Source organism: Kangiella sp. M94 (assembly GCF_054926195.1).
The window spans coordinates 1,451,201-1,474,775 of sequence record NZ_CM142903.1; the positions used below are offsets into that span (position 1 = coordinate 1,451,201).

Annotated in this window: 20 protein-coding genes; 7 read left to right on the top strand and 13 right to left on the bottom strand. The window is 44.0% G+C overall.

The window, feature by feature from the left end:
- Positions 1 to 1,686, top strand: coding sequence for a urocanate hydratase (gene hutU, locus ACYTXU_RS06645; protein ID WP_462209311.1), 1,686 nt, complete (start codon positions 1 to 3; stop codon positions 1,684 to 1,686).
- Positions 1,687 to 1,700: 14 nt separating this feature from the next.
- Positions 1,701 to 3,233, top strand: a complete 1,533-nt coding sequence (hutH, locus tag ACYTXU_RS06650) for a histidine ammonia-lyase (RefSeq protein ID WP_462209313.1) — start codon at positions 1,701 to 1,703, stop codon at positions 3,231 to 3,233.
- 117 nt (positions 3,234 to 3,350) lie between these two features.
- On the opposite strand, the gene ACYTXU_RS06655 is transcribed toward hutH, so the two are convergent.
- Both ACYTXU_RS06655 and ACYTXU_RS06660 read right to left on the bottom strand, forming a co-directional pair.
- Entirely contained in the window at positions 3,351 to 3,701 is a 351-nt protein-coding gene (locus ACYTXU_RS06655; protein ID WP_462209315.1) for a hypothetical protein, read from the bottom strand.
- A 57-nt stretch (positions 3,702 to 3,758) separates the two neighbouring features.
- Complete coding sequence (locus tag ACYTXU_RS06660; RefSeq protein WP_462209317.1) at positions 3,759 to 4,307, bottom strand: YceI family protein; 549 nt, start codon at positions 4,305 to 4,307, stop codon at positions 3,759 to 3,761.
- 118 nt (positions 4,308 to 4,425) lie between these two features.
- Here ACYTXU_RS06660 and ACYTXU_RS06665 point away from each other — a divergent pair, with 118 nt between their 5' ends.
- On the top strand, positions 4,426 to 5,955 hold the full coding sequence (locus ACYTXU_RS06665; RefSeq protein ID WP_462209319.1) for a DUF4139 domain-containing protein: 1,530 nt from the start codon (positions 4,426 to 4,428) through the stop codon (positions 5,953 to 5,955).
- A gap of 79 nt (positions 5,956 to 6,034) precedes the next feature.
- On the opposite strand, the gene ACYTXU_RS06670 is transcribed toward ACYTXU_RS06665, so the two are convergent.
- The 9 genes from ACYTXU_RS06670 to sdhC form a co-directional block, all read right to left on the bottom strand.
- On the bottom strand, positions 6,035 to 8,779 hold the full coding sequence (locus ACYTXU_RS06670) for a M16 family metallopeptidase (RefSeq protein ID WP_462209321.1): 2,745 nt from the start codon (positions 8,777 to 8,779) through the stop codon (positions 6,035 to 6,037).
- Positions 8,780 to 8,962: 183 nt separating this feature from the next.
- On the bottom strand, positions 8,963 to 9,835 hold the full coding sequence (sucD, locus tag ACYTXU_RS06675; protein ID WP_462209322.1) for a succinate--CoA ligase subunit alpha: 873 nt from the start codon (positions 9,833 to 9,835) through the stop codon (positions 8,963 to 8,965).
- A complete protein-coding gene (gene sucC / locus ACYTXU_RS06680) occupies positions 9,835 to 11,001 on the bottom strand; it encodes an ADP-forming succinate--CoA ligase subunit beta (RefSeq protein ID WP_462209323.1) in 1,167 nt (388 codons plus the stop codon). The genes sucD and sucC overlap by 1 nt, the downstream gene beginning before the upstream one ends.
- Positions 11,002 to 11,121: 120 nt before the next feature.
- Entirely contained in the window at positions 11,122 to 12,384 is a 1,263-nt protein-coding gene (gene odhB / locus ACYTXU_RS06685) for a 2-oxoglutarate dehydrogenase complex dihydrolipoyllysine-residue succinyltransferase (protein WP_462209325.1), read from the bottom strand.
- A gap of 39 nt (positions 12,385 to 12,423) precedes the next feature.
- On the bottom strand, positions 12,424 to 15,243 hold the full coding sequence (locus ACYTXU_RS06690; RefSeq protein ID WP_462209326.1) for a 2-oxoglutarate dehydrogenase E1 component: 2,820 nt from the start codon (positions 15,241 to 15,243) through the stop codon (positions 12,424 to 12,426).
- A gap of 288 nt (positions 15,244 to 15,531) precedes the next feature.
- Positions 15,532 to 16,230, bottom strand: a complete 699-nt coding sequence (locus ACYTXU_RS06695; protein WP_462209328.1) for a succinate dehydrogenase iron-sulfur subunit — start codon at positions 16,228 to 16,230, stop codon at positions 15,532 to 15,534.
- Positions 16,231 to 16,260: 30 nt separating this feature from the next.
- Positions 16,261 to 18,039: a succinate dehydrogenase flavoprotein subunit gene (gene sdhA / locus ACYTXU_RS06700; RefSeq protein ID WP_462209330.1), complete on the bottom strand. Its 1,779-nt coding sequence runs from the start codon at positions 18,037 to 18,039 to the stop codon at positions 16,261 to 16,263.
- Positions 18,040 to 18,042: 3 nt separating this feature from the next.
- On the bottom strand, positions 18,043 to 18,396 hold the full coding sequence (gene sdhD / locus ACYTXU_RS06705; protein WP_462209332.1) for a succinate dehydrogenase, hydrophobic membrane anchor protein: 354 nt from the start codon (positions 18,394 to 18,396) through the stop codon (positions 18,043 to 18,045).
- Positions 18,387 to 18,764, bottom strand: coding sequence for a succinate dehydrogenase, cytochrome b556 subunit (gene sdhC / locus ACYTXU_RS06710; RefSeq protein WP_462209334.1), 378 nt, complete (start codon positions 18,762 to 18,764; stop codon positions 18,387 to 18,389). The genes sdhD and sdhC overlap by 10 nt, the downstream gene beginning before the upstream one ends.
- A 340-nt stretch (positions 18,765 to 19,104) precedes the next feature.
- Here sdhC and gltA point away from each other — a divergent pair, with 340 nt between their 5' ends.
- From gltA to ACYTXU_RS06725, 3 genes are all read left to right on the top strand, one after another.
- A complete protein-coding gene (gltA, locus tag ACYTXU_RS06715; protein WP_462209336.1) occupies positions 19,105 to 20,394 on the top strand; it encodes a citrate synthase in 1,290 nt (429 codons plus the stop codon).
- A 181-nt stretch (positions 20,395 to 20,575) separates the two neighbouring features.
- Positions 20,576 to 21,655 carry a tryptophan 2,3-dioxygenase family protein gene (locus ACYTXU_RS06720; RefSeq protein ID WP_462205842.1) on the top strand — a complete coding sequence of 360 codons (1,080 nt, stop codon included), beginning with the start codon at positions 20,576 to 20,578 and terminating at the stop codon, positions 21,653 to 21,655.
- Between the two features lie 8 nt (positions 21,656 to 21,663).
- Entirely contained in the window at positions 21,664 to 22,194 is a 531-nt protein-coding gene (locus ACYTXU_RS06725) for a hypothetical protein (RefSeq protein WP_462205843.1), read from the top strand.
- A gap of 4 nt (positions 22,195 to 22,198) precedes the next feature.
- Here ACYTXU_RS06725 and ACYTXU_RS06730 read toward each other — a convergent pair whose 3' ends face one another.
- Together ACYTXU_RS06730 and ACYTXU_RS06735 are read right to left on the bottom strand one after the other, a co-directional pair.
- Positions 22,199 to 22,624: a VOC family protein gene (locus tag ACYTXU_RS06730; protein WP_462205845.1), complete on the bottom strand. Its 426-nt coding sequence runs from the start codon at positions 22,622 to 22,624 to the stop codon at positions 22,199 to 22,201.
- A gap of 11 nt (positions 22,625 to 22,635) precedes the next feature.
- Positions 22,636 to 23,148, bottom strand: coding sequence for a GAF domain-containing protein (locus ACYTXU_RS06735; protein WP_462205846.1), 513 nt, complete (start codon positions 23,146 to 23,148; stop codon positions 22,636 to 22,638).
- A gap of 188 nt (positions 23,149 to 23,336) precedes the next feature.
- On the opposite strand from ACYTXU_RS06735, the gene ACYTXU_RS06740 reads away from it, so the two are divergent.
- Positions 23,337 to 23,528 carry a DUF1289 domain-containing protein gene (locus tag ACYTXU_RS06740; RefSeq protein WP_026309294.1) on the top strand — a complete coding sequence of 64 codons (192 nt, stop codon included), beginning with the start codon at positions 23,337 to 23,339 and terminating at the stop codon, positions 23,526 to 23,528.
- Positions 23,529 to 23,575: the final 47 nt, after the last annotated feature.

The window sequence follows — 23,575 nt, forward strand, 5'->3', positions numbered from 1 at the left end:
ATGACTGACAAGAATCGCTTAGACCCCGATCGCGTCATTCGAGCACCACAAGGCACAACTCTCAACGCAAAGTCATGGCTCACCGAAGCACCACTTCGTATGCTTATGAATAATCTTGATCCGGATGTTGCAGAACATCCACAGGGTTTAGTGGTTTACGGTGGTATCGGTCGCGCTGCTCGTAACTGGGAATGTTATGACAAGATTGTTGAAACGCTAAAGCGCCTGAATGATGATGAGACTTTATTGGTTCAGTCTGGCAAACCAGTGGGAGTTTTTAAAACTCATAGCGATGCACCGCGAGTGTTAATTGCTAACTCTAATCTAGTTCCACACTGGGCTAACTGGGAACATTTTAACGAGCTCGATAAAAAAGGCTTGATGATGTATGGCCAGATGACAGCTGGTTCCTGGATTTACATCGGCAGCCAAGGCATTGTGCAAGGGACTTATGAAACTTTTGTCGAAGCCGGACGCCAGCATTTTGATGGCAATACTCAAGGCAAATGGATCTTAACTGGAGGCCTTGGTGGCATGGGTGGTGCGCAGCCACTAGCAGCCACAATGGCTGGTTACTGCATGATTGCAGTTGAATGTGATGAAACGCGAATAGATTTTCGCATCCGCACTGGTTATGTCGACAAAAAAGCGACCAGTGTTGATGAAGCCATTGCTCAGCTTAACGAAGCATTAGAAAAAGGCCAGGCAATCTCTATTGGCCTGTTAGGCAATGCGGCGGATGTTTTCCCTGAGCTGCATAAGCGAGGAATCAAACCTGACCTGGTCACTGACCAAACCTCAGCACATGACCCTGTAAACGGCTACTTGCCAATTGGCTGGACCGTTGAAGAATGGCGCAAAGAAGCGCAAGCTAACCCTGAGCGAGTCAGTAAAGAAGCAAAGAAATCAATGGCAGTTCAGGTGCAAGCCATGTTGGACTTTTATCATGACGGCATTCCAACCGTAGACTATGGCAATAACATTCGCCAGATGGCGCTTGAAGAAGGCGTTAACAATGCCTTTGATTTCCCGGGTTTTGTTCCAGCCTACATCCGCCCACTTTTCTGTCGTGGCGTTGGTCCCTTCCGTTGGGCAGCCCTTTCCGGCGATCCTGAAGATATTTATAAAACCGATCAGAAGGTCAAAGAAATTATTGCCGATGACCCACACCTGCATAACTGGCTGGATATGGCTCGTGAGCGTATCCAATTCCAGGGTTTACCAGCACGCATTTGCTGGGTAGGTCTTGGTTTACGTCATAAACTTGGTCTGGCTTTTAATGAGATGGTGCGTAACGGCGAGTTGAAAGCTCCTGTAGTCATTGGTCGCGATCATTTAGACTCTGGCTCAGTTGCCAGCCCTAACCGCGAAACAGAAGGCATGATGGATGGCTCTGATGCAGTATCCGATTGGCCGTTATTGAACGCCATGCTCAATGTGGCAGGTGGCGCAACCTGGGTATCATTACATCACGGTGGTGGCGTTGGAATGGGCTTCTCGCAACACTCGGGTGTAGTCATCTGTTGCGACGGCAGTAAAGATGCCGACAAACGTATTGAGCGAGTCTTATTTAACGATCCCGCGACCGGCGTAATGCGCCACGCAGACGCGGGTTACGATATCGCACAACACTGTGCTAAAGAGCAGGGTCTCGATCTGCCCATGCTCAACGACAAAAATTCCTAAGAGGTTATCCTGATATGTTTCAATTTACTTTAACCCCTGGTGAGCTTTCATTAACCGACTGTAGAAAAATTTATCAAGAGTCGGTATCCGTAAAGTTGCAAGACAGTTTTTATCCTGTCATCGACCGTGCCGCACAGACTGTAGCTGATGTCATCGAGAATGATGAAACGGTTTACGGTATTAATACCGGTTTCGGCCTACTAGCTTCAACCCGGATTCCAAAAGAAAAACTGGAACTGCTACAAGAGAGCCTGGTGCTTTCTCACGCAGCCGGTATCGGTGAATTGCTACCAGATAATATAGTACGCTTATTGATGGTGTTAAAGCTATCCAGTTTAGCGCAAGGGCATTCTGGGGTGCGTCGTGAAACAGTCGATGCTCTAATCAGCTTAGTGAATCACGAAGTCTATCCCTGTATCCCCGAGAAAGGTTCTGTCGGCGCATCTGGTGATTTAGCCCCTCTAGCTCACATGAGCTGTACTCTGATTGGTGTTGGCGAAGTTCGTCACCAGGGAAAAATCATGTCTGCGGTTGAAGGCTTAAAAGTCGCTGGACTTGAACCGCTTACACTAGGTGCCAAAGAAGGATTAGCTTTATTAAACGGTACACAATGCTCAACAGCATTGGCCCTGGCCGGTTTATTCGGTGCTGAAAATAACTTTGCCGCAGCAATCGTTGCTGGAGCTCTTTCTGTGGATGCGGTGATGGGTAGCGTTGCACCGTTTGATGCTCGCATTCATGAAGTGCGTGGCCACAAAGGACAACAGCAGGTTGCGTTGAATTTGCTGAATTTGATTAAAGGCAGCGAAATAAACGAATCGCATGAAGACTGCGAAAAAGTTCAAGACCCCTACTCGCTGCGCTGTCAGCCGCAGGTCATGGGAGCCATTTTGGATCACATGCGCTTCGCAGCTTCAGTCCTGCTGACAGAAGCCAATGCTGTATCTGATAACCCGTTAGTTTTCCCCGAAGAAGGCGATATCATTTCTGGTGGCAACTTCCATGCTGAGCCGGTAGCCATTTCTTCTGACTTATTAGCAATTACTATCTCCGAAATTGGCGCCATTGTGGAGCGTCGAATTGCACTGATGCTTGATAAACATTTGAGTGGTCTACCTCCATTCCTGGTGCAAGATGGCGGTGTCAACTCTGGTTTTATGATTGCCCAGGTGACGGCAGCGGCGCTTGCCTCAGAGAATAAAAGCCTTGCGCATCCAGCATCTGTCGACAGCCTACCAACGTCAGCCAATCAGGAAGATCATGTGTCAATGGCGACTTTTGCGGCACGACGTTTACGTGATATGAATTTCAATACCGCTGGGGTCATTGCCGTTGAGCTGCTCTCCGCTGCTCAGGGTATTGATTTTAGAGCACCACTTAAAACCTCGCCTCGCTTGCAAAAGGCCTATGACGCTATTCGTGAAAAAGTTTCATATTATGAAAAGGATCGTCACTTTGGCCCTGACATTGAAGTAATCAAAGCGCTAATTGATCAAGGTTTCTTTAATGAGATGGTTGATGAACTGGAGTTGCCTAGCATCCAATAAAGTGGACTGCTAAACAGAAATGCAAAGGCGCTCAATTAAGAGCGCCATTTGCTCTGCTTTACTATCGCTATGTTAGTAAACTGGTGGGATTTTCTTTTTTTTAAATGTATTAAACAATTACTCACTGAAGCTAGCCAATCCTAGCGACACTTCAGCAACTCTACGTCGAGCCTGACTCAAATATTTTGCGAACTTTTGATTCTCTTTTAACTCACTGAACTCTTCAGATTCATAAAGTTCTTTGACTTGTAATTTCTGCTCAGTGAACTCATCGGGCAAGTAATCAACTCCGACTTTGCACCAAGCCATACCTTTAAGACGCAAGTCTTCCGGATGACCTTTTCCTTGAACAAATTTGCAAATAGAAGTGATTTGACTCGCCATTTGCGAATCAATCTTAAGAACGCCAGCTTGTGCGTTGAGCGATACTAAAAATACCACTACAACCAATAAAACGGAATGTTTCATACGGACTTTTGCTATATGGTTTTCAGCCCGCTAAAACATATCGTTAACGAGCCAGGGTTATTGTTCTAAAACTACTTTGTAATTTACTTCGACCTCATGCTTCACCCAATCAGGGTTCTTCCAAGCACCAAGCCCAAGCTTAAAATCGAGTCTGTTTAATGTATAGTTTCCTGATAATTCTATCAAGCTACCCAGTTCCACATAATTCATGAACAGCGTCACAGGTTGTTCAATTCCCTTGATAGCAAGCGAGCCTTCAACCTTATATTTTCCATCACTTTCAAGCTCGATCTTATTGCTAACAAACAATCCCTGTGGCGTATTTTCAACATCAAACCAATTGCTTTTTTTGAGCATCCCGTCACGCTTTTGGCTACCACTTTCGACACTCGCTAAATCCACCTCAACGCGGATCGAACTCATCGCTAGATTGTCCTTATCAAACACTATAATTGGGGTAAAAGATTGGAACTCGCCATTAAATTCAGTCTTCTTATTTTGCACACCATTAAACTTGATATAGCTCTCACTGGCTTTAACTGCAAATGGCTCATTTGCAGAAAGGCTGTTAACCACAAAAGCACTAGAAAATACCAATACAAGCATTGCTAATCTGTTGAGAAACACCATAACACCTCGACATAAATACATTAGTTGGCCGTAGTAACCCTTTTCGGTTAATCTGGCGTTTATATGGACACGATTACAACATAAGGTAATGAGTATGAAAATAACATCAAACACAAAGTCACTATTCATCAAGAGAATAGTACCAACAGTCATAGCGCTTACCCTATTGGGCTGTAATTCCAATGCCAGCGCTGAAGAGAAAGATGCAGTGACCATCTATAGCAGCGCCCAACCAGGCGCCATTGACCCAGACCTGTATCGTCCTATACCTGGCCAAAATCGAGGGCATTACACGATCCCGGGCTACGGGGTTGTTAAATCAACTCGTAACTATGAACTCAACAAAGGTCAGAATAAGCTACAGGTCACAGATGTAGCTGCCTATATAGATCCTACCACCGTCTCAATTCGCTCATTGAACAATAAACAGACTCGAGTGCTGGAACAAAGCTATCAGTTTGACCTTGTTAATGGGCAGCAGCTTTTACAGCGATTTATAGGTAAAACCATTACCGTCCAACAAAGTGCTGGGGATGAGTTAGTAGAAGTTAAAGGCGAGCTTCTAAGCGCTGATGGCAACCTGGTCATTAAAACCGACAAGGGCAGTATTCAGACTCTCAGTTATTACACTAATATCATCTTCCCAGATTTGCCAGAAGGTCTCCTCACAAAACCGACGCTTATTTGGCAGCTCAACTCCCCCACTTCCGGTAATCAAACTATCGAGCTCAGCTATCAAACTGAAGGCATGACCTGGTGGACAGATTACAATGTAACTTATGATGAGTCCGATACTTGTAAGATGGATTTATCGAGTTGGGTCAGTATTATCAATCAGTCGGGGGCCAGCTTTAACAATGCAAAGCTTAAGCTGATTGCTGGTGATGTTAATCGCGCACAACAAAATGAACCGCTTAGAGTGATGGCCTCACGTGTTGCGGAAGAAGCCAGGATGGATAAAGGTTTCGAAGAAAAAGCCTTTTTTGAATACCACCTATACACATTAGGGCGTCCTGCTGACTTACCCAACAACTCCACAAAGCAACTTGAGCTATTCCCTTCTGTGAAAGAAGTTCAATGTAATAAAGAATTAGTCTTTGATGCTTCCAGCCAGTTCTATAGCAATCATGGAATGAATACCAACGAAGGTTATGGCAAGAACTCTTCCGGTGACGTCAATGTCTATTTACGGTTTGCTAATGAAGAAAAGAACGCTTTAGGTATTCCCTTACCTGCAGGCAGAATTCGAGTAAACCAACGTGATACGGATGGAAGCCTGGAGTTTATTGGTGAAGATATTATTGATCACACGCCAAAAAACGAAGACGTGTTAATCAAAGTGGGAAATGCGTTCGACATTAAAGGTGAACGTAAGCAAACGAACTATAGAATTGACAGTAATAATAAAGAACTTACTGAAAGCTTTGAGATAACGCTAAAGAATCATAAAGATGAAGCAGTTGATGTGGTAATAAGGGAAAATCTTTACCGATGGTCAAACTGGAACATTACGCGTAAATCTCATGACTATGAAAAACAAGATTCGCGCCATGTTCACTTTACGGTCAAAGTTCCCGCTAATGGAGAAACTAAAGTAACCTATACAGTCGAATATGACTGGTAAAAAATTAGTTGATTCTAGTAAGAAACCAAAAAGCCACGGCAGAAACCGTGGCTTTTTTATAAACGCAGATTATATACATCTACTCTGCTTCTAGCTTCGCCTTATCACCCGCTTTAATGATTGAAATATTATCCATCTTAATATGACGACGGAAGGCTTCATTCACATCCTTAAGGGTTAAAGCTTTAAGTTTCTCTTCGTATTCCTTTGACCATTCCATAGTACGGTCAAGATCCAGGTTACCGGCCAGAGTACTGACTAAACGTGAGTCCTTTGAACGATCGATACGGTTATTCTGTAAAACACCATCACGCGCTTTATCCAGCTCTTCTTGAGTAAAGCCATCTTTTAATGCACGCTCCAGCTCTTCTTTGAAACCTAACTCAACGCGTGGCAAGTTCTCTGGTGCAGAAATTGCATAAGCACCAAACAAGGCATTTTCATCTTCAGAACTTGCGTTAAAGAATGAGCCTGCGCCATAACTTAAGCCATCTTTTTGGCGAAGTCGAGTTGCTAAACGGCTATTTAAAAAACCGCCACCGAAGATTTCGTTAGCCATCTCTAGCGCGGGGTAATCTGGGTGTTGATCACTTAGTGCAATCTTGGTCATAGCAGCAAATGCTGCACCGGCTTTATCCGGCGTATCAATAAACTTATTGATAGCTTCAACATCAGCCACAGTTTGTTTAATACGCTGATAATCAACTTCCGCATTCCAGTCACCTAGAATAGCATCTAATTGGTTCTGTAAAGAGTCACGATCAAAATCACCAACTACCGCGATATCTGCATCCTTCGCACCAATAAAGTTGCTGTGGAAGGCTTTCAAGTTGTCTACTTCAACAGCTTTAATCGCTTCAATCTGCTCTTCAATGCTCATGCTATAAAGCGGATGGCTTGGGTCATAAGGATTCAAGTGCTGGCTCAATTGTCTGAAAACTTGCGATTGTGGCTGTTGCTTTTGCTGTTCAAGCGCAACAATTTGCTGATTTTTAAGAACATCTAATTCTTTGGCATCAAACGCAGGATTCTTTAGTACCTCTTCAACCAGCGATAATACTTCAGGTAGATTTTCTTTTACGGTTTGAATTCGTACTGAAGCATTAGTCGCGCCACCTGAAACACTCACATTGGCTTTAAGACGATCAAACTCGGCTTGTAGCTCTTCACGAGTATGGTTTTCCGTTCCACGCATTAACATGCTAGAAGTAAGCGATGGAACAACACCAGCGTTGCGTAGGTCTTCAAGGTTACCAATATCAAGCTTGACGGTCATAACCACTGACTCACCACGTGTTTTCTTTGGCAGATAAACCACTTTCGCACCGTTAGACAATGTAGTGCGCTCACTACGCTCATCAATGTTGGCGTACGATGCATCAAAATCTTCGCCTTGAGCAACTGCCTCACGGCCAGTGTAACCATCTAGCATTGCTTTAACATCTTCATCGTTTAGTCTAACAATGGAATCCGCACGGTCAGGCTGAGCTTCTGGGATAAACAGTGCTAAAGTACGGTTGTCGTTCACCAGGTACTCTTCGGCAGCTCTCTGAACATCTTCTGCAGTTACTTTCTCTAAGCGATCACGGTTCAAGAAAAGCAATCTCCAGTCACCCATGCCAACCCATTCGGTTAATTGAAGCGCAACACTTTGTGTGTTATTGAAGCTTAGCTCAATACCTTTTAATAGCTTGGTTTTAGCGCGTTCAACTTCTTCTTCTGTAATTGGGTTTTCAGAGACACCTTCCAGAACTTTGATAAAAGCACTTTCTGTCTTAGCAAGATCCTTATCTTTAGCTACCTGCGCTATATATAATAAAGCGCCTGGCTCAGCCAACTGGAATGCAAAGCCTCCAGCAGAAGCTGCAAGATCATTTTCTACCAGTTCCTTACGCAGACGGCCAGTTTGTGAGTCGCCCATAATTTGTGATAACACCTGAACTGCCGCAAAATCTTCATGAGACCCTGCTGGAGTTTTATAGAGTCCACCGACAACTTGTACGTCACCTGTGCGACGAATAGTTACTTTTCTTTCGCCATCCTGAATAGGCTCTTCTGTATAAAGTTCAGGAAGTTGACGCTTAGGTTTTTTAATATCACCAAAATATTTATCAATCTTCTTGATGATTGCTTCTTCATCAATCTTACCGGCAATAATCAAAGTCGCATTGTCAGGTTGATAGTATTTTTTGTAGAAGCCTTGAAGATTAGTAATATCAACATTCTCAAGATCTGAGCGAGCACCAATAGTTGATTTACCATAGTTGTGCCAATCATAAGCAACCGACATCAAACGCTGCATCAAAACACGTGTTGGGCTATTCTCACCATTCTCGAGCTCATTACGAACAACTGTCATTTCACTGTCTAAATCTTTCTTGGCAATAAACGAGTTGATCATACGATCAGCTTCAAGGTCGAGTGCCCAGTTCAAATTATCTTCTGTGGCAGCAAAGGTTTCGTAATAGTTAGTGCGATCAAGCCAAGTAGTGCCGTTTGGCTCAGCCCCGCGCTCACTCAACTCTTGTGGGATATCTTTATGGTTTGGAGTACCTTTAAAAACCAGGTGCTCAAGTAAATGAGCCATACCCGTTTCACCATAGTTTTCATGCTTTGAGCCCACATGATAGGTAATATTTACGGTGATTGATTCCTGGGTAGGATCCGGGAAAAGTAATACCTGCAAACCATTATCCAAGCGGTATTCAGAAATACCCTCAACCGTAGTAACTTTTTCTACGCCTTTAGGGAGTTTGGCAAACGCAGCAGAAACACCGGTCGTAAGTACCAGAGCCAAAGCTGCTGTTTTTAATTTTAGAGTCATATATCCCTCTTAATTTTCAATAACAATAAGACATTCCAATACGAGCATGGAGTATCCTTGAAAGCGATGTAACTGTGTAGTCGCCATTTGTTAATAAATATTACAATGTCTTTCTGCAAATATTACAGACACAAAAAAGCCGCTCAAAACATTGAGCGGCTTTAATTTCAAACGGTTAGTTAATTACCAACCAGTTACTTCTTTCAGTCCATTACCAATATCAGCTAATGAACGTACAGTCTTAACACCTGCATCTTCAAGGGCAGCAAACTTCTCGGCAGCTGTACCTTTACCACCAGCAATGATAGCACCGGCATGGCCCATACGCTTACCTGGAGGCGCTGTTACACCCGCAATATAAGATACAACGGGCTTGGTGACGTTTTCTTTAATGAATGCAGCAGCTTCTTCTTCTGCCGAACCACCAATCTCACCAATCATGACGATAGCCTCAGTCGCAGGATCGTCCTGGAACATCTTCAAAATATCAATGAAGTTAGAACCTGGAATTGGGTCACCGCCGATACCGACACAAGTCGATTGGCCAAACCCAAAGTCAGTGGTTTGTTTAACCGCTTCATAAGTCAAAGTACCGGAACGAGAAACGATACCTACTTTACCTGGCAAGTGAATGTGGCCAGGCATAATTCCAATCTTACACTCTCCCGGAGTGATAACACCCGGACAGTTAGGGCCAATCAAACGAACACCTAGATTGTCACAAACAATCTTAGCTTCAAGCATATCCATAGTTGGAATGCCTTCAGTAATACAAACAACCAGCTTAATACCGCCATTTGCAGCTTCTAAAATCGAATCTTTACAGAAAGCAGCTGGTACATAGATAACAGAAGCTTCTGCACCCGTCGCCTCTACAGCATCTTTAACGGTATTAAATACAGGCAAGCCTAAGTGAGTCTGACCACCCTTACCAGGAGTCACGCCACCAACCATGTTAGTGCCATATTCAATCGCTTGCTCAGTATGGAAAGTGCCTTGTGAACCAGTGATACCCTGACAAATAACCTTAGTGTCTTTATTGATTAAAATACTCATTATTTGTCCTCCGCTGCAGCAACTACTTTTGTCGCCGCATCAGTTAAACTTTCTGCCGCGATGATGTTCAAACCTGATTCAGCTAGAACCTTTCTACCTAACTCAGCATTGTTACCTTCAAGACGAACAACAACTGGAGCTTTAACACCAACTTCTTTAACAGCACCAATAATGCCTTCAGCAATCAAGTCACAACGAACAATTCCGCCAAAGATGTTAACTAATACAGCCTTTACGTTAGAGTCTGAAAGGATAATCTTAAACGCTTCCGTGACACGCTCTTTAGTAGCGCCGCCACCAACGTCCAGGAAGTTTGCAGGCTCTCCACCATGCAGTTTAATGATATCCATGGTACCCATCGCTAGACCGGCACCGTTAACCATACAGCCGATGTTGCCATCGAGTGCTACATAGTTAAGTTCGAACTTAGCTGCATGAGCTTCACGCTCGTCTTCTTGCGAAGGATCGTGCATTTCAGATAATTTAGGGTGACGGTACATTGCATTACCGTCGATGTTGATTTTGGCATCAAGACAATGCAAATCGCCATCTTCTTTAATGACCAAAGGATTGATTTCAAGAAGCGCCAAATCTTTTTCCACAAACATCTTAGCAAGCTGCAAGAAGATATGAGTAAATTGCTTAACTTGCTTACCTTCCAGGCCTAACTTGAATGCAAGCTCACGGCCTTGGTAAGGTTGTGCGCCAACTAATGGATCGATGGTTGCTTTAAGAATCTTCTCAGGAGTTTCCTCAGCAACTTTCTCGATTTCAACACCACCTTCAGTTGAAGCCATGAATACAACGCGACGGCTTGAACGGTCAACGACGGCACCCAAGTAAAGTTCTTGAGCGATGTCGGTGCACTCTTCAACCAAAATCTTGCTAACTGGCTGACCGTTTGCATCGGTTTGATAAGTCACCAAGTTTTTACCAAGCCATTGCTTAGCAAAATCTTTAACTTCTTCTTTGGTCTTAACAAGTTTTACACCACCAGCTTTACCACGACCACCGGCATGTACCTGGGCTTTAACCACCCACACATTGCCGCCAATGCGACCAGCTGCTTCAAATGCAGACTGAGGATTATCAACTGCGTAACCCTCGGATACTGGTAAACCATACTCTTTGAAAAGCTGCTTACCTTGATACTCATGTAGGTTCATGTTTATGTTCCTATTGCTTTGGCATAAGTGCTTTTACAAGCACAAAAAATTTAAAACTTAGGGTGATTAAAAACACCGATGCCGAACCAAGGTTCGGCATCAGCGCTTATATTCTGGAGTTTACAAATCCAGTAACATACGAGCTGGGTCTTCAATGAATTCTTTAATCGTTTTCAAGAAGCCTACAGACTCGCGTCCATCAATAATTCTATGGTCATAAGATAGCGCGACGTTCATCATTGGACGAATCACAATCTCACCATTGATAACCACAGGACGATCTTCCATACGGTTCATACCAAGAATGCCACTTTGCGGTGGATTGATAATTGGCGTTGCCATTAACGAACCGAAAACACCACCGTTAGAAATGGTGAATGTACCGCCGGTCATATCTTCCACTGTTAACTTGTTATCACGAGCTTTTTCACCAAACTCACGGATCTTAGCTTCAATCTCCGCAAGGCTCATGGTATCTGCATCACGTAAAACTGGCACTACCAAACCGCGTGGGGAGGAAACCGCAACACCAATATCGTAGAAACCATGATAAACAATATCATCACCATCGATTGATGCATTGACCGCAGGGTAACGTTTTAAAGCTTCAACTGTTGCCTTCACGAAGAATGACATAAAACCTAAACGCGTGCCGTGAACTTTCTCAAACTGTTCTTTATAGCGCGAGCGTAGCTCAACCACTTCTTTCATGTTGATATCATTGAAAGTGGTAAGAATCGCTGCTGTACGTTGAGCTTCAACCAAACGCTCAGCAATACGCTTACGAAGACGCGTCATTGGAACACGCTTTTCTTCACGTAAACCTGCTGATACAGGCGCAGAACCTGAGTCTTTCTTGCTCTCAGACGATTTAGCAGAAGCGCCACCGTCTTTAATGAATTTCTCAACGTCTTCTTTGGTTAAACGGCCACCTTTACCGCTCGCTGGAATCTGCTTAGGGTCAAGATTATGCTCGGCAACCAAACGACGTACTGCTGGCGATAGAACCTCCAGGTCTGCAGAAGATGTTTCTTCTTTATTTGATTTAGCTTCTTTATTTTTGTCCTCTTTTGAGGATTCATCTTTTGAAGAGTCGTCTTTCTTGTCATCGCTGCTATCATCTTTAGCTTTAGCATCACCTGATGCACCCGCTTCAAACTTAGCGATAGCCTCTTCCTGAAGTACCGTGTCGCCCTCTTCTTTGATGATTTCAGAAATCACACCATCATCAGGAGCAACCACTTCTAAAACAACTTTATCTGTTTCAATATCAACCAAGTTTTGGTCACGTGATACAGACTCACCTGGCTTAACGTGCCATGTAGCAATAGTAGCGTCAGCTACTGACTCAGGTAACACAGGAACTTTAATTTCGATAGCCATGTTTTAACCTTTTACCTTACCTAAATAAATTTAATTCGATTATTTGATGCCAAGTGCATCTTTAACAAGCTTTGCCTGCTGCTCATTATGAATAGATGCATAGCCAACTGCTGGAGCGGCCGATGCTTCTCTTCCGGCATATTCCACTTTTGCACCATTTGGAACAGCCTCGTCTAAATTGTGACGTGAACAGTACCAGGCGCCTTGATTTTGTGGCTCTTCCTGACACCATACAAATTCTTTTGCTTTCTTATACTGACCAATAATTTTTTCCACTTCATCATGTGGGAAAGGATACAATTGTTCAATACGGATAATAGCAACATTGTCCAACTCTTCCTGACGACGTTTATCAAGTAAATCGTAATAAACTTTACCTGAACACATCACCACTCGAGTCACTTTTTTCTTATCCAAACTATCGATCTCATCGATAGCATTCTGGAATTGGCCTTTAACCAGTTCGTCTATACTGGAAACAGCCATCTTATGACGAAGCAAACTCTTTGGTGTCATAACCACAAGAGGCTTACGCAGTGGACGAATCATTTGGCGACGGATCATGTGAAATGCCTGCGCCGGAGTTGATGGCACAACGACCTGAATATTATGTTCAGCGGACAGCTGTAAGAAGCGCTCTAACCTCGCAGAACTATGCTCAGGACCTTGACCTTCATAGCCATGTGGCAAGAACAAACTCAAACCCGATAAGCGGCCCCATTTTTGTTCACCAGAACTAATAAATTGGTCGATAACCACCTGAGCACCGTTGGCAAAGTCACCAAACTGAGCTTCCCAGATGACCATTGAGTTTGGTTCGTTAGTAGAGTAACCATATTCAAAGGCTAACACCGCTTCTTCGGAAAGAACGGAATCAATCACCATAAATTGTGGCTGATCGTCTTTGATATTCTGTAGTGGGATATACACTTCAGCATCGTCTTGATCGTGCAGCACCGCATGGCGATGGAAGAAGGTACCACGACCACTATCCTGACCGCATAAGCGAACTTCGAAATCCTGATCCAGCAAAGAGGCGTATGCCATGGTTTCAGCAAAACCCCAATCCATTTTGATTTTGCCATTAGCCATTTTCTTACGCTCACCCATTAACTTTTTAACACGTGATTGCAAGGGTAAGTCGTCTGGATAGTGGCAAATTTTTTCAGCCAGCTCTTTAAATTTTGACTTAGTCAACGCAGTGTCTGCTGGTGACTGCCATGTCTGGTCTAAGAATGGAGTCCAGTCAACGTTAAACTCACGCTCTCTATCTTCGATTCGATTAAGTACAACACTTTTGCCGGCATCAAGTAGATCTCGGTAGTCATCTAGCATCTTTTTTGCATCGTCTGTGGATACAACTTTATTGTCGACCAATCGATCCTCATAAATCTTACGAGGTGTAGGATGCTTTTTAATTTTTTGATACATCACAGGCTGCGTAGCATTCGGCTCGTCAGCTTCGTTATGTCCATGACGACGGTAACACACCAGATCAATCACGACGTCCTTCTTAAACTTCTTGCGGAACTCTAATGCAAGGCGCGATACATACAATACCGCTTCTGGATCATCTCCATTAACATGGAAAACTGGTGCTTCAATCATTTTAGCAACATCTGTGCAATACGCCGTTGAGCGAGCATCGTGTAGCTTGGACGTAGTAAAGCCAACCTGATTATTGATGACAACATGGATAGAGCCGCCAATATAGAAACCGCGTGCTTGCGACATGTTGAACGTTTCCATTACAACACCCTGACCTGTTATCGCAGCGTCACCATGAATTAGGATTGGAATGACCTGGTCGCAATCTTTATCCTTGCGACGCTCCTGACGAGCTCGAACAGAGCCAAGCACTACAGGGCTAACGATCTCAAGGTGTGAAGGGTTAAATGCCAACGCCAAATGAACTGGTCCACCTTCTGTTTCAACATCATTGGAGTAACCCATATGATATTTAACATCACCTGAAGAACCATTTTTAACGACCGCATTTTTGCCTTCAAACTCATCAAACAATACTTGAGGATTCTTCCCTAAGACATTGACCAGCAAATTTAAACGGCCACGGTGCGCCATACCGATAACAATCTCTTTGGCGCCCACAATACCGGCTTGATTGACAAAATCACGCATCATCGGCACTAAACTATCGCCACCCTCTAACGAAAAGCGTTTTGCACCTGGGAACTTAGAACCTAAATATTTTTCCAGGCCTTCTGCTGCCGTCAAGCCTTCTAAAATTTTCTTGCGAGTTTCTTCGCGGAAACTATGTGAAGAATTTGCTTCTTCCAACTTTTCCTGGATCCAGCGACGCTCAGTCAGGTCATTGATATGTAAGAACTCAGCACCAATAGAGTTGGAATAAGTATCTTTTAATCTCTGAAGAATCTCTTTAAGACTTTGCTGGTCAGGACCGGCTAAATTACCGACATGGAATTTTGTATCCAGATCAGCCTCAGACAGCTCGAAGCTCTCAAGGCTTAAATTAGTAGGATAAGGGTGCTTCCAAAGACCTAATGGGTCAATATTAGCGTGGTGATGACCACGGGCACGATAAGATTCAATCAGGTGCAATACTTTGACCTGCTTTGGGTCTGCAACTGAAGAGCCACCACCTTGAGTGAAGGCAATTTTCTGGCGATTTAAGCCAATTTGACGAAAATGCTCACGAATATCACTGTGAGGAACATCCTTCGTATCACTGCTCTTTGCAAACTCATCGAATTTTTGTCTCCAGTCAGAGTCGACCGACTGAGGATCTTCTAAGTATTGCTCGTATAGTTCTTCCAGATAGCCTGCACTGCTACCTGATAGGTAGGCGTTCTCAAACATCGCCTCTAACCCATTTTTCATGTACGTAACACCACTCTTGGTATTTATAAGTCGCTATGATAACTAAAAATCAGGGGTCTTAACACAGTATTAGCTCTTTAATTGTTAAAAGTACTGGGTAAAAAAGCCTGATTAACTCATTGTTTTTATGATCCAGTGACAAATCAAGATATGCACTAAATCTGACAATCTCTTAAGGCGATAACCGTTATGTATCAAAAAGTAGCCTGTTTATCGCAAAAAAAGACGAAAAGAACAGAGATAAACTCCGATCTTTTCGTCTTGTAATCTTCTTAAGAATCAGTCGAACTAGACTCCGCTTTTCAGAAGCATTGAGCGTATGTGACCAATAGCTCGAGTCGGGTTCAAACCTTTCGGGCACACGTCAACACAGTTCATAATGCCACGACAACGGAATACGCTGTATGCATCATCCAGATCCGCCAGGCGTTCTTCAGTTTGTGTGTCACGGCTATCAATTAAGAAGCGATAGGCTTGCAACAAACCAGCCGGGCCAACAAACTTGTCCGGATTCCACCAGAATGATGGGCAGGAAGTTGAACAACAGGCACACAGGATACACTCGTAAAGACCATCCAGCTTTGCACGGTCTTCAGGTGATTGCAGGCGCTCTTTTGCAGGCGGCTCATCGTCAGCAATCAAGAAAGGTTTAATTTTCTCATACTGCTTATAGAACTGAGTCATATCAACAACCAGGTCACGAACAACTGGCAAGCCGGGCAATGGGCGAACAACAATCGGCGTTTTCAGACTTGATAACGAGGTAATACAAGCCAGGCCATTTTTACCATTGATGTTCATGCCATCTGAACCACAAACGCCTTCACGACAAGAACGACGGAAAGACAAGGTTGGGTCCTGATCTTTTAACGCAACCAATGCATCCAACAACATCATGTCTGAACCTTCAGGAACCTCTAAATCATATTCCTGCATGTAAGGTTTTTTATCCGTTTCTGGGTTGTAGCGATAAATACTAAATTTCATTTGCTTCACTCCGTATTCTGTTGCTACAGATTAATATGTACGGGCTTTCGGAGGGAAAGCTTCGATTTTGGTTGGGCTCATATTCACATCACGCTTACCCATTTCTTCAGTAGCTGGGTAATAGACAGAGTGAACTAACCAGTTTTCATCATCACGATCCGGGAAGTCTTCACGACTATGAGCACCACGACTTTCAGTACGGAACTCAGCAGCCTTAGCAGTTGCATAGGCAACTTCCATCAAGTTCTCAAGCTCAAGACACTCCACACGCTCTGTGTTGAAAGCCTGTGACTTATCTTTCAGGCGAGCATTTTTCATGCGCTCACGAAGTTGCTTAACTTTGTCCAGACCTTCTTTCATCAAGTCACCAGTTCGGAATACACCGAAATGGTTTTGCATGGTATTTTGTAACTCGCGACGAAGCTCAACCGGATCTTCACCATCGTTAGAATCATTCCAACGGTTGTAACGGTTAAGAGAACGCTCTGCATCAGAATCATTAAAGTCAGAAAACTGAAGGCCTTCACGCAATGACTCTTCAAGGTGCAAGCCTGCTGCGCGACCAAATACCACCAGGTCAAGCAACGAGTTACCGCCCAGACGGTTAGCACCGTGTACCGATACACAGGCCACTTCACCAACGGCGTAGAAACCTTTAACGATTTTTTCGTCGCCAGCAGGAGTACGGTCAATTACCTGGCCATATTTATTGGTCGGAATACCACCCATCATATAGTGACAGGTTGGAACCACAGGAATTGGATCTTTTGCCGGATCAACGTGAGCAAAGATTTTAGCCAGTTCGCTGATACCTGGTAAGCGAGAGTTAAGAACATCTTCACCCAGATGATCAAGCTTCAGGAATACATGGTCGCCATTCGCGCCAGCGCCACGTCCGGCCAAAATTTCTTTCATCATTGAGCGAGCAACAACGTCACGCGATGCCAAATCTTTTGCGTTCGGCGCATAACGCTCCATGAAACGCTCGCCATCTTTATTAATCAGGTAACCACCTTCACCACGGCAACCTTCAGTGACCAGCACACCTGCGCCGGCAATACCGGTTGGGTGGAACTGCCACATTTCAATATCTTGAACCGGCAAGCCAGCACGCAATGCCATGCCAACACCGTCACCAGTATTGATCAAAGCGTTAGTGGTTGAGGCATAAATGCGACCCGAGCCACCTGTTGCAAAAACAGTAGCGCGCGATTTAAATAAGGCGATTTCACCGGTTTCGATGCACATTGCCGTAACACCACAAACATCACCGTCGTCATTACGCACCAAGTCCATCGCATACCACTCGTTAAAGAATTGAGTGTTAGCTTTTAAGTTGGCTTGATATAAAGTGTGCAGCAAGGCGTGACCAGTACGGTCGGCAGCAGCAGCGGTACGAGCAGCCTGCTCGCCACCAAATTCTTTAGATTGGCCGCCAAAAGGACGTTGGTAAATTTTACCGTTATCCAAACGCGAGAAAGGTAAGCCCATGTGCTCCAGCTCATAAACCGCAGCCGGGCCGTTTTCACACATATACTCGATCGCGTCCTGGTCACCAATATAATCGGAACCTTTAACGGTATCGAACATATGCCAGCGCCAATCGTCAGGGTGTGAGTTGCCTAATGCAACGGTAATACCACCTTGAGCAGAAACTGTGTGCGAACGAGTTGGGAATACTTTTGAAATCAATGCGACTTTCTGGCCACTTTGCGCCAGCTGCAGCGATGCACGCATACCAGCGCCACCGCCACCAACGATTACCGCATCAAAGGTATAGGTTGGAATCGAGGAGATTGGGTTAGACATGCTTTATAGACTCCACAAAATCTGAATGCCCCACACTAACAGCGCAAGACAGATGAGAATTACTAATACTTGGAAGATGAAACGAATCGCCAATTTAGGCATATAGTCTGTAGACACAATCCACAAACCAATCCAAGCATGTCCGATAACTGACAAGAGTGCCAGAAAAGAGAATACCTTCATAAAGGTTGATGCAAACAACTCTTGCCATACCGGGAAAGTAAGCTCAGGAGTTGTGCACAAGAAATAACCCAGGTAAATCACATAGGCCAGCATAACGAGTGCTGATACACGCTGGATAATCCAGTCGTGTAAGCCTGAGCGACCTAGACTTGTAGATGCTGTTACTATGCCCATACCCACACTCCTAATGCTACTGCTGCGATAGCAGATAGAATGATAACCAACCATGCGCCACGGCGGCCGCCCTCTAAGGACTCACCGATGTCCATATCCATTAACAGATGACGGACACCTGCAATAACGTGATAAGCAACAGCGGTGGTAATAGCCCATAGGATAAATTGCCAAAGGAATGACTCGCCAAACATTGACTGTAATTCACTAAAGCCGGCTGGGGTTAAGGATTTTTGCAGCATCCATAAAAGGATGGGTACAGCGAAGAATAATATAACGCCTGTAATACGGTGCAAGATTGAGGAAATTGCAGGTACAGGGAATCTTATCGTAGCAAGATTCAGGTTTGTTGGTCTCTTTTGATTCACGACGTATCTTATCTATTTTTGCCCAGGTCGCCAGGGCGTGAGAGTCTCTGTGTCCCGTCTTGCTTCATTGCGTGAAATGCGACCGAAAAGTACGCTGCAGACAGGAACCCCGTAGTGATACAAAGTTTCGGAGGCAAATTATATAAGTGCTTGTCGGTGATTACAATTAATTAACCCAATAGATTTTCTATATATGCCAAAATCTTATTGATCATCATCAAGAGTCACAAAAATATCTCATGTAAAATGTGGCAAAATTTTGTAGAATGCACCACCTGATTGAGATTAGACTCGATTATTTGAGTAAAAAGTAAGCAATTTATAGTCCAAAGGAGACTTTATGTCGCAACAAACAGCTAAACTTAGCTTACCCAATGGCGAAGAATTGGATTTGACCGTACTTTCCCCTACTTTGGGTAAAGACGTTATCGACGTACGAGCGTTAGGCAAAGCTGGCTACTTCACTTATGACCCTGGTTATGTATCAACCGGCGCCTGTGAATCTAAAATCACCTTCATTGATGGTGAAAAAGGTCAGTTACTTTACCGTGGCTACCCTATTGAGCAGCTTGCCGAACAGTCAAATTTTGAAGAAGTTGCTTACCTGCTATTAAATGGCGAATTACCAAGCAAAGAAGAATACGAAAATTTCGTCGCGAAAATTAATAATCACACCATGGTTCATCAACAGATGATGAACTTCTTCAACGGTTTCCGTCGTGATGCCCATCCTATGGCGATCATGGTATCGGTAGTAGGTGCTCTATCTGCTTTCTACCACGATTCATTGGACATCAATAACACACAACACCGCGATATCAGTGCATTGCGCTTAATTGCTAAAGTGCCCACTATTGCGGCTATGTGTTACCGCTACAGCGTAGGCCATCCTTTTGTGTATCCTGATAACGATATGAGCCTGGCTGAGAACTTTCTAAATATGATGTTCAGCATGCCTACTAATGACTGGAAACCTGACCCAGTATTGGTTAAAGCGATGGATCGTATCTTTATCCTGCACGCTGACCATGAGCAGAATGCATCAACTTCGACAGTACGTTTAGCTGGCTCTTCTGGCGCTAACCCATTCGCAGCCATTGCTTCAGGCATTGCATGTTTGTGGGGCCCTGCGCACGGTGGTGCTAACGAAGCCTGCTTGAACATGCTGCGTGAAATTGGTGATGTCAGCCGTATCCCTGAATTTATTGAACGCGCGAAAGATAAAAACGATCCATTCCGTTTGATGGGCTTTGGTCACCGCGTTTATAAAAACTTTGACCCTCGCGCTAAAGTCATGCGTGAAAGTGCGCACGAAGTTTTAGATTTATTGGGCAAACATGACGACCCAATCTTCAAAATCGCGCTTGAGCTGGAAAAAATAGCACTTGAAGATCCATACTTCATTGAGAAGAAACTGTACCCGAACGTAGACTTCTACTCGGGCGTTATTCTTGATGCTATGGGAATCCCGACTAATATGTTCACAGTCATTTTCGCCTTGGCGCGTACTGTGGGCTGGGTATCTCAGTGGCACGAAATGATTGGTGAAGATGATCGTCGTATTGGTCGTCCTCGTCAGTTATACACGGGCGCAACTGAGCGTGAGTATACTGATCTTAATAAACGTTGATCTCAATAGGCGCTGATCACACGAAAGGCGCCCTACCTTTGAAAAATTATTGCTGACAATATTTTTTTCAAAGGTCTATAATTTAAAGGAGCACTTGATGTGCTCCTTTTTATTTTTCTGAATATTATTTCTGACTGGTAAACACTACCCAAACAGTTGATGACAATACAAATGGTGGATCATGCAAAAAAATACGAAACCCTGTTACTATCCTGAGTATCTTCAGCTTAATAAGCTGTTAGATGCCCAGCATCCTGAAAGCACCAAGTATGGTGCCGAGGCACATGATGAAACTTTATTTATTATTGTGCATCAGGCATATGAATTGTGGTTCAAACAAGTTCTGCATGAAATCCACTCGATCCTACCCGTGCTCTCGCAAAGTCATGTGGACGAAAGCAATATCAGCACAGTCAACTTACGACTAGAGCGTATCCACCGCATTCAGGATGTACTAGTCGATCAAATAGATATTCTGGAAACCATGACGCCGCTCGACTTTCTGGACTTCAGAGACTACCTCATTCCAGCATCAGGTTTTCAGAGCATTCAATTTAAAGAGATTGAGATTCTGTTGGGTTTGAAATCAGAATACCGCATTAATTTCGACAAGAAGTCTTTCTACAGCCGCCTTAACGAAAAAGATCGCAACTACCTGATGGACCTGGAAGAAAAGCCCTCACTATTTGATGCAGTAGAAAAGTGGCTGGAGCGTATGCCATTTCTTGAGTTTGGTGACTTTAAATTCTGGAATATTTTCAAAGATGCCGTGGAAACCATGCTCACTCACGACGAAAAGGTGCTTAAAGAAGCTGATTATCTCAGCGATGCGGAAAAAACCTTCCAGCTGAATGATCTGGAAAATACCCACGCCACTTTTGATGCATTATTCGATAAAGAAAAGTACGACGAACTGAAAACTCAAGGCCGTTTCCGCATGAGCCAGGAAGCGACGCTCAGCGCTTTATTTATCAATTTATACCGTGAGCAGCCCATGCTGAATGGTCCTTTCAGACTATTACAGAGCCTTGTTGAAATTGATGAGAAGTTCACAACCTGGCGCTATCGCCACACTACTATGGTGTTGCGCATGATTGGTTCGAAGATTGGTACTGGCGGCTCGGCAGGCCATGACTATTTAAAGCAAACCACTCAAAACAACCGCTTCTTCCGTGACTTATTTAACCTGACCACATTCCTGATTCCGCGCTCGGCACTGCCTAAACTGCCGGACGAAGTGATTAAGGCGATGAATTTTTAAGGCTGAAGATGAAAAAACTGCTGGGATTAATTGGTATCGTGCTGACTATAGCCTCTAGCTCTGTGCAGTCTATAGAAAGTAGCGATATTCATTTCCCAGACCATTATAAGTTTCGTCTGATTATTGCCCCTAGCTTTGAAACTGTGACTGTTTACCAACTCAATGATGAGTTTCGTGATGACTTTTATTTACTGAAATACCAATACCCTAATATTCAAGAGCTATACAAGGAAGTCCCTAAGGAGATATATGGGGGCAAACATCCCGTTTCCGATGTTGACTACAAGTGTTTATTAAATAAAGTGGATGAAATACTCAATGAGATTGAGCTAAGCGCTAACAATGAAATTCGTCCTGACGGCTACGGTTGGGTATTTGAGTCTAGCTTAAAGTTTGGGGTGAAGTTGTCCATAAGTAGTCCCCACATTAAAGCCGAAGAAAGAGGGTTAACCCACTTAATCGAATTAGAAGAAATGCTGAATCAAACGTTTTCGACTGGCTCTCTCAACTGCAATATAGAAACAGCAGTTGAGGCGTAGAGCTCTATTTAGCAAACAGCTGGCTTAAATCATCAACCCCCTTAAATTCCAGTGCATTGCCAGAGGGGTCATAGAAGAACATGGTCGCTTGCTCGCCGGGCTGACCTTTGAAACGAATATAAGGCTCGATGGCAAACTGGGTGCCCTGTTCTTTTAATCGTTCGGCTAAATCTTGCCAGGTCGCCATATCCAACACAACACCAAAATGTGGTACCGGAACGGCATGACCATCAACCTGATTATTGGCTTTATCATGATCAACACTCATGGCCTCATCAAGATGCACCACCAGCTGATGCCCGTAGCAGTCATAGTCAATCCAATGATCGCTGGAGCGGCCTTCGGCGAAGCCTAAGACCTGACCATAAAATTGTCTGGCCTGCTCTAAATCATGCACTGGAATAGCTAGATGAAAAGGACGAATACTCATTAGTGGGCCTGCTATGGAAATTGTGTTTGCTTGATGAAGGTATTTAAAAGCAGGGTTAAACCATCCGCATCCTGCTGATCAAAACGATTCCTGATCGGACTATCAATGTCCAGCACCCCTTTTAAGTCGCCATCAACCACTACTGGAATCACTACTTCGCTTTGCGAGGCAGCATCACAGGCAATATGGCCCTCAAACTGATGGACGTCTTCTACCAACTGAGTTTCCAGAGTAGCTGCCGCCGCGCCACAGACACCACGCCCAAAAGGAATATGGACACAAGCCACTTTACCCTGATACGGCCCAAGAATAAGGCTTTCAGTCTTTTCTGGATTGACCAGATAAAACCCGGACCAGTTCAAATCAGGCAGCATCTGGAAGATAAAAGCTGACATTTGTGACATATTGGTAATCCAGTTGCTATCTTCTGCCAATAAAGCGTCAAGCTGAAGCGCTAATTGGCGATAGTATTCTGGTTTATCATTCTGATAGTCTTGGATTTGTGATTCGTCTAGTTGAAACATGCTATTTTCAGGAAATTTACAATAGCGGCAAGATAGCTGACAGCCCTAATAATTACAAGCCTTAGATGGTAACTGAATATGAACCTATCCAGTGTTTATGGATTACGATTATCACTAGCCAATGAGAGCTTCTCACGGTAACATACTGCGTTTGTTTTTTCGTGAGTTTTGCAGGAGAGATCGTGTCCATGTCAAGCAAAGGTCAAAGAAGCCCTACTGCTTCGCCATGCATTGGCGTCTGTAGTACCGTTCTGGGCGATGAAGTGTGTCGCGGTTGTGGCCGTACCTTTGACGAAGTCCTTAACTGGCATACCTTTACTGATGATCAGAAAAAAGCGGTCAACCTTCGCCTGAAACTCGAAGGAAAACAAAAGTTTTAAATTGAAAATTAATATAAATTCTCACGTCTAATTTAGAAGGTAAATCG

What these genes read in the sequence shown, in the direction of transcription:
- hutU (WP_462209311.1), top strand. Translation starts at nt 1, where the DNA reads ATGACTGACAAGAATCGCTTAGACCCCGATCGCGTCATTCGAGCACCA.
- hutH (WP_462209313.1), top strand. Translation starts at nt 1,701, where the DNA reads ATGTTTCAATTTACTTTAACCCCTGGTGAGCTTTCATTAACCGACTGT.
- ACYTXU_RS06655 (WP_462209315.1), bottom strand. Translation starts at nt 3,701, where the DNA reads ATGAAACATTCCGTTTTATTGGTTGTAGTGGTATTTTTAGTATCGCTC.
- ACYTXU_RS06660 (WP_462209317.1), bottom strand. Translation starts at nt 4,307, where the DNA reads ATGCTTGTATTGGTATTTTCTAGTGCTTTTGTGGTTAACAGCCTTTCT.
- ACYTXU_RS06665 (WP_462209319.1), top strand. Translation starts at nt 4,426, where the DNA reads ATGAAAATAACATCAAACACAAAGTCACTATTCATCAAGAGAATAGTA.
- ACYTXU_RS06670 (WP_462209321.1), bottom strand. Translation starts at nt 8,779, where the DNA reads ATGACTCTAAAATTAAAAACAGCAGCTTTGGCTCTGGTACTTACGACC.
- sucD (WP_462209322.1), bottom strand. Translation starts at nt 9,835, where the DNA reads ATGAGTATTTTAATCAATAAAGACACTAAGGTTATTTGTCAGGGTATC.
- sucC (WP_462209323.1), bottom strand. Translation starts at nt 11,001, where the DNA reads ATGAACCTACATGAGTATCAAGGTAAGCAGCTTTTCAAAGAGTATGGT.
- odhB (WP_462209325.1), bottom strand. Translation starts at nt 12,384, where the DNA reads ATGGCTATCGAAATTAAAGTTCCTGTGTTACCTGAGTCAGTAGCTGAC.
- ACYTXU_RS06690 (WP_462209326.1), bottom strand. Translation starts at nt 15,243, where the DNA reads ATGAAAAATGGGTTAGAGGCGATGTTTGAGAACGCCTACCTATCAGGT.
- ACYTXU_RS06695 (WP_462209328.1), bottom strand. Translation starts at nt 16,230, where the DNA reads ATGAAATTTAGTATTTATCGCTACAACCCAGAAACGGATAAAAAACCT.
- sdhA (WP_462209330.1), bottom strand. Translation starts at nt 18,039, where the DNA reads ATGTCTAACCCAATCTCCTCGATTCCAACCTATACCTTTGATGCGGTA.
- sdhD (WP_462209332.1), bottom strand. Translation starts at nt 18,396, where the DNA reads ATGGGCATAGTAACAGCATCTACAAGTCTAGGTCGCTCAGGCTTACAC.
- gltA (WP_462209336.1), top strand. Translation starts at nt 19,105, where the DNA reads ATGTCGCAACAAACAGCTAAACTTAGCTTACCCAATGGCGAAGAATTG.
- ACYTXU_RS06720 (WP_462205842.1), top strand. Translation starts at nt 20,576, where the DNA reads ATGCAAAAAAATACGAAACCCTGTTACTATCCTGAGTATCTTCAGCTT.
- ACYTXU_RS06725 (WP_462205843.1), top strand. Translation starts at nt 21,664, where the DNA reads ATGAAAAAACTGCTGGGATTAATTGGTATCGTGCTGACTATAGCCTCT.
- ACYTXU_RS06730 (WP_462205845.1), bottom strand. Translation starts at nt 22,624, where the DNA reads ATGAGTATTCGTCCTTTTCATCTAGCTATTCCAGTGCATGATTTAGAG.
- ACYTXU_RS06735 (WP_462205846.1), bottom strand. Translation starts at nt 23,148, where the DNA reads ATGTTTCAACTAGACGAATCACAAATCCAAGACTATCAGAATGATAAA.
- ACYTXU_RS06740 (WP_026309294.1), top strand. Translation starts at nt 23,337, where the DNA reads ATGTCAAGCAAAGGTCAAAGAAGCCCTACTGCTTCGCCATGCATTGGC.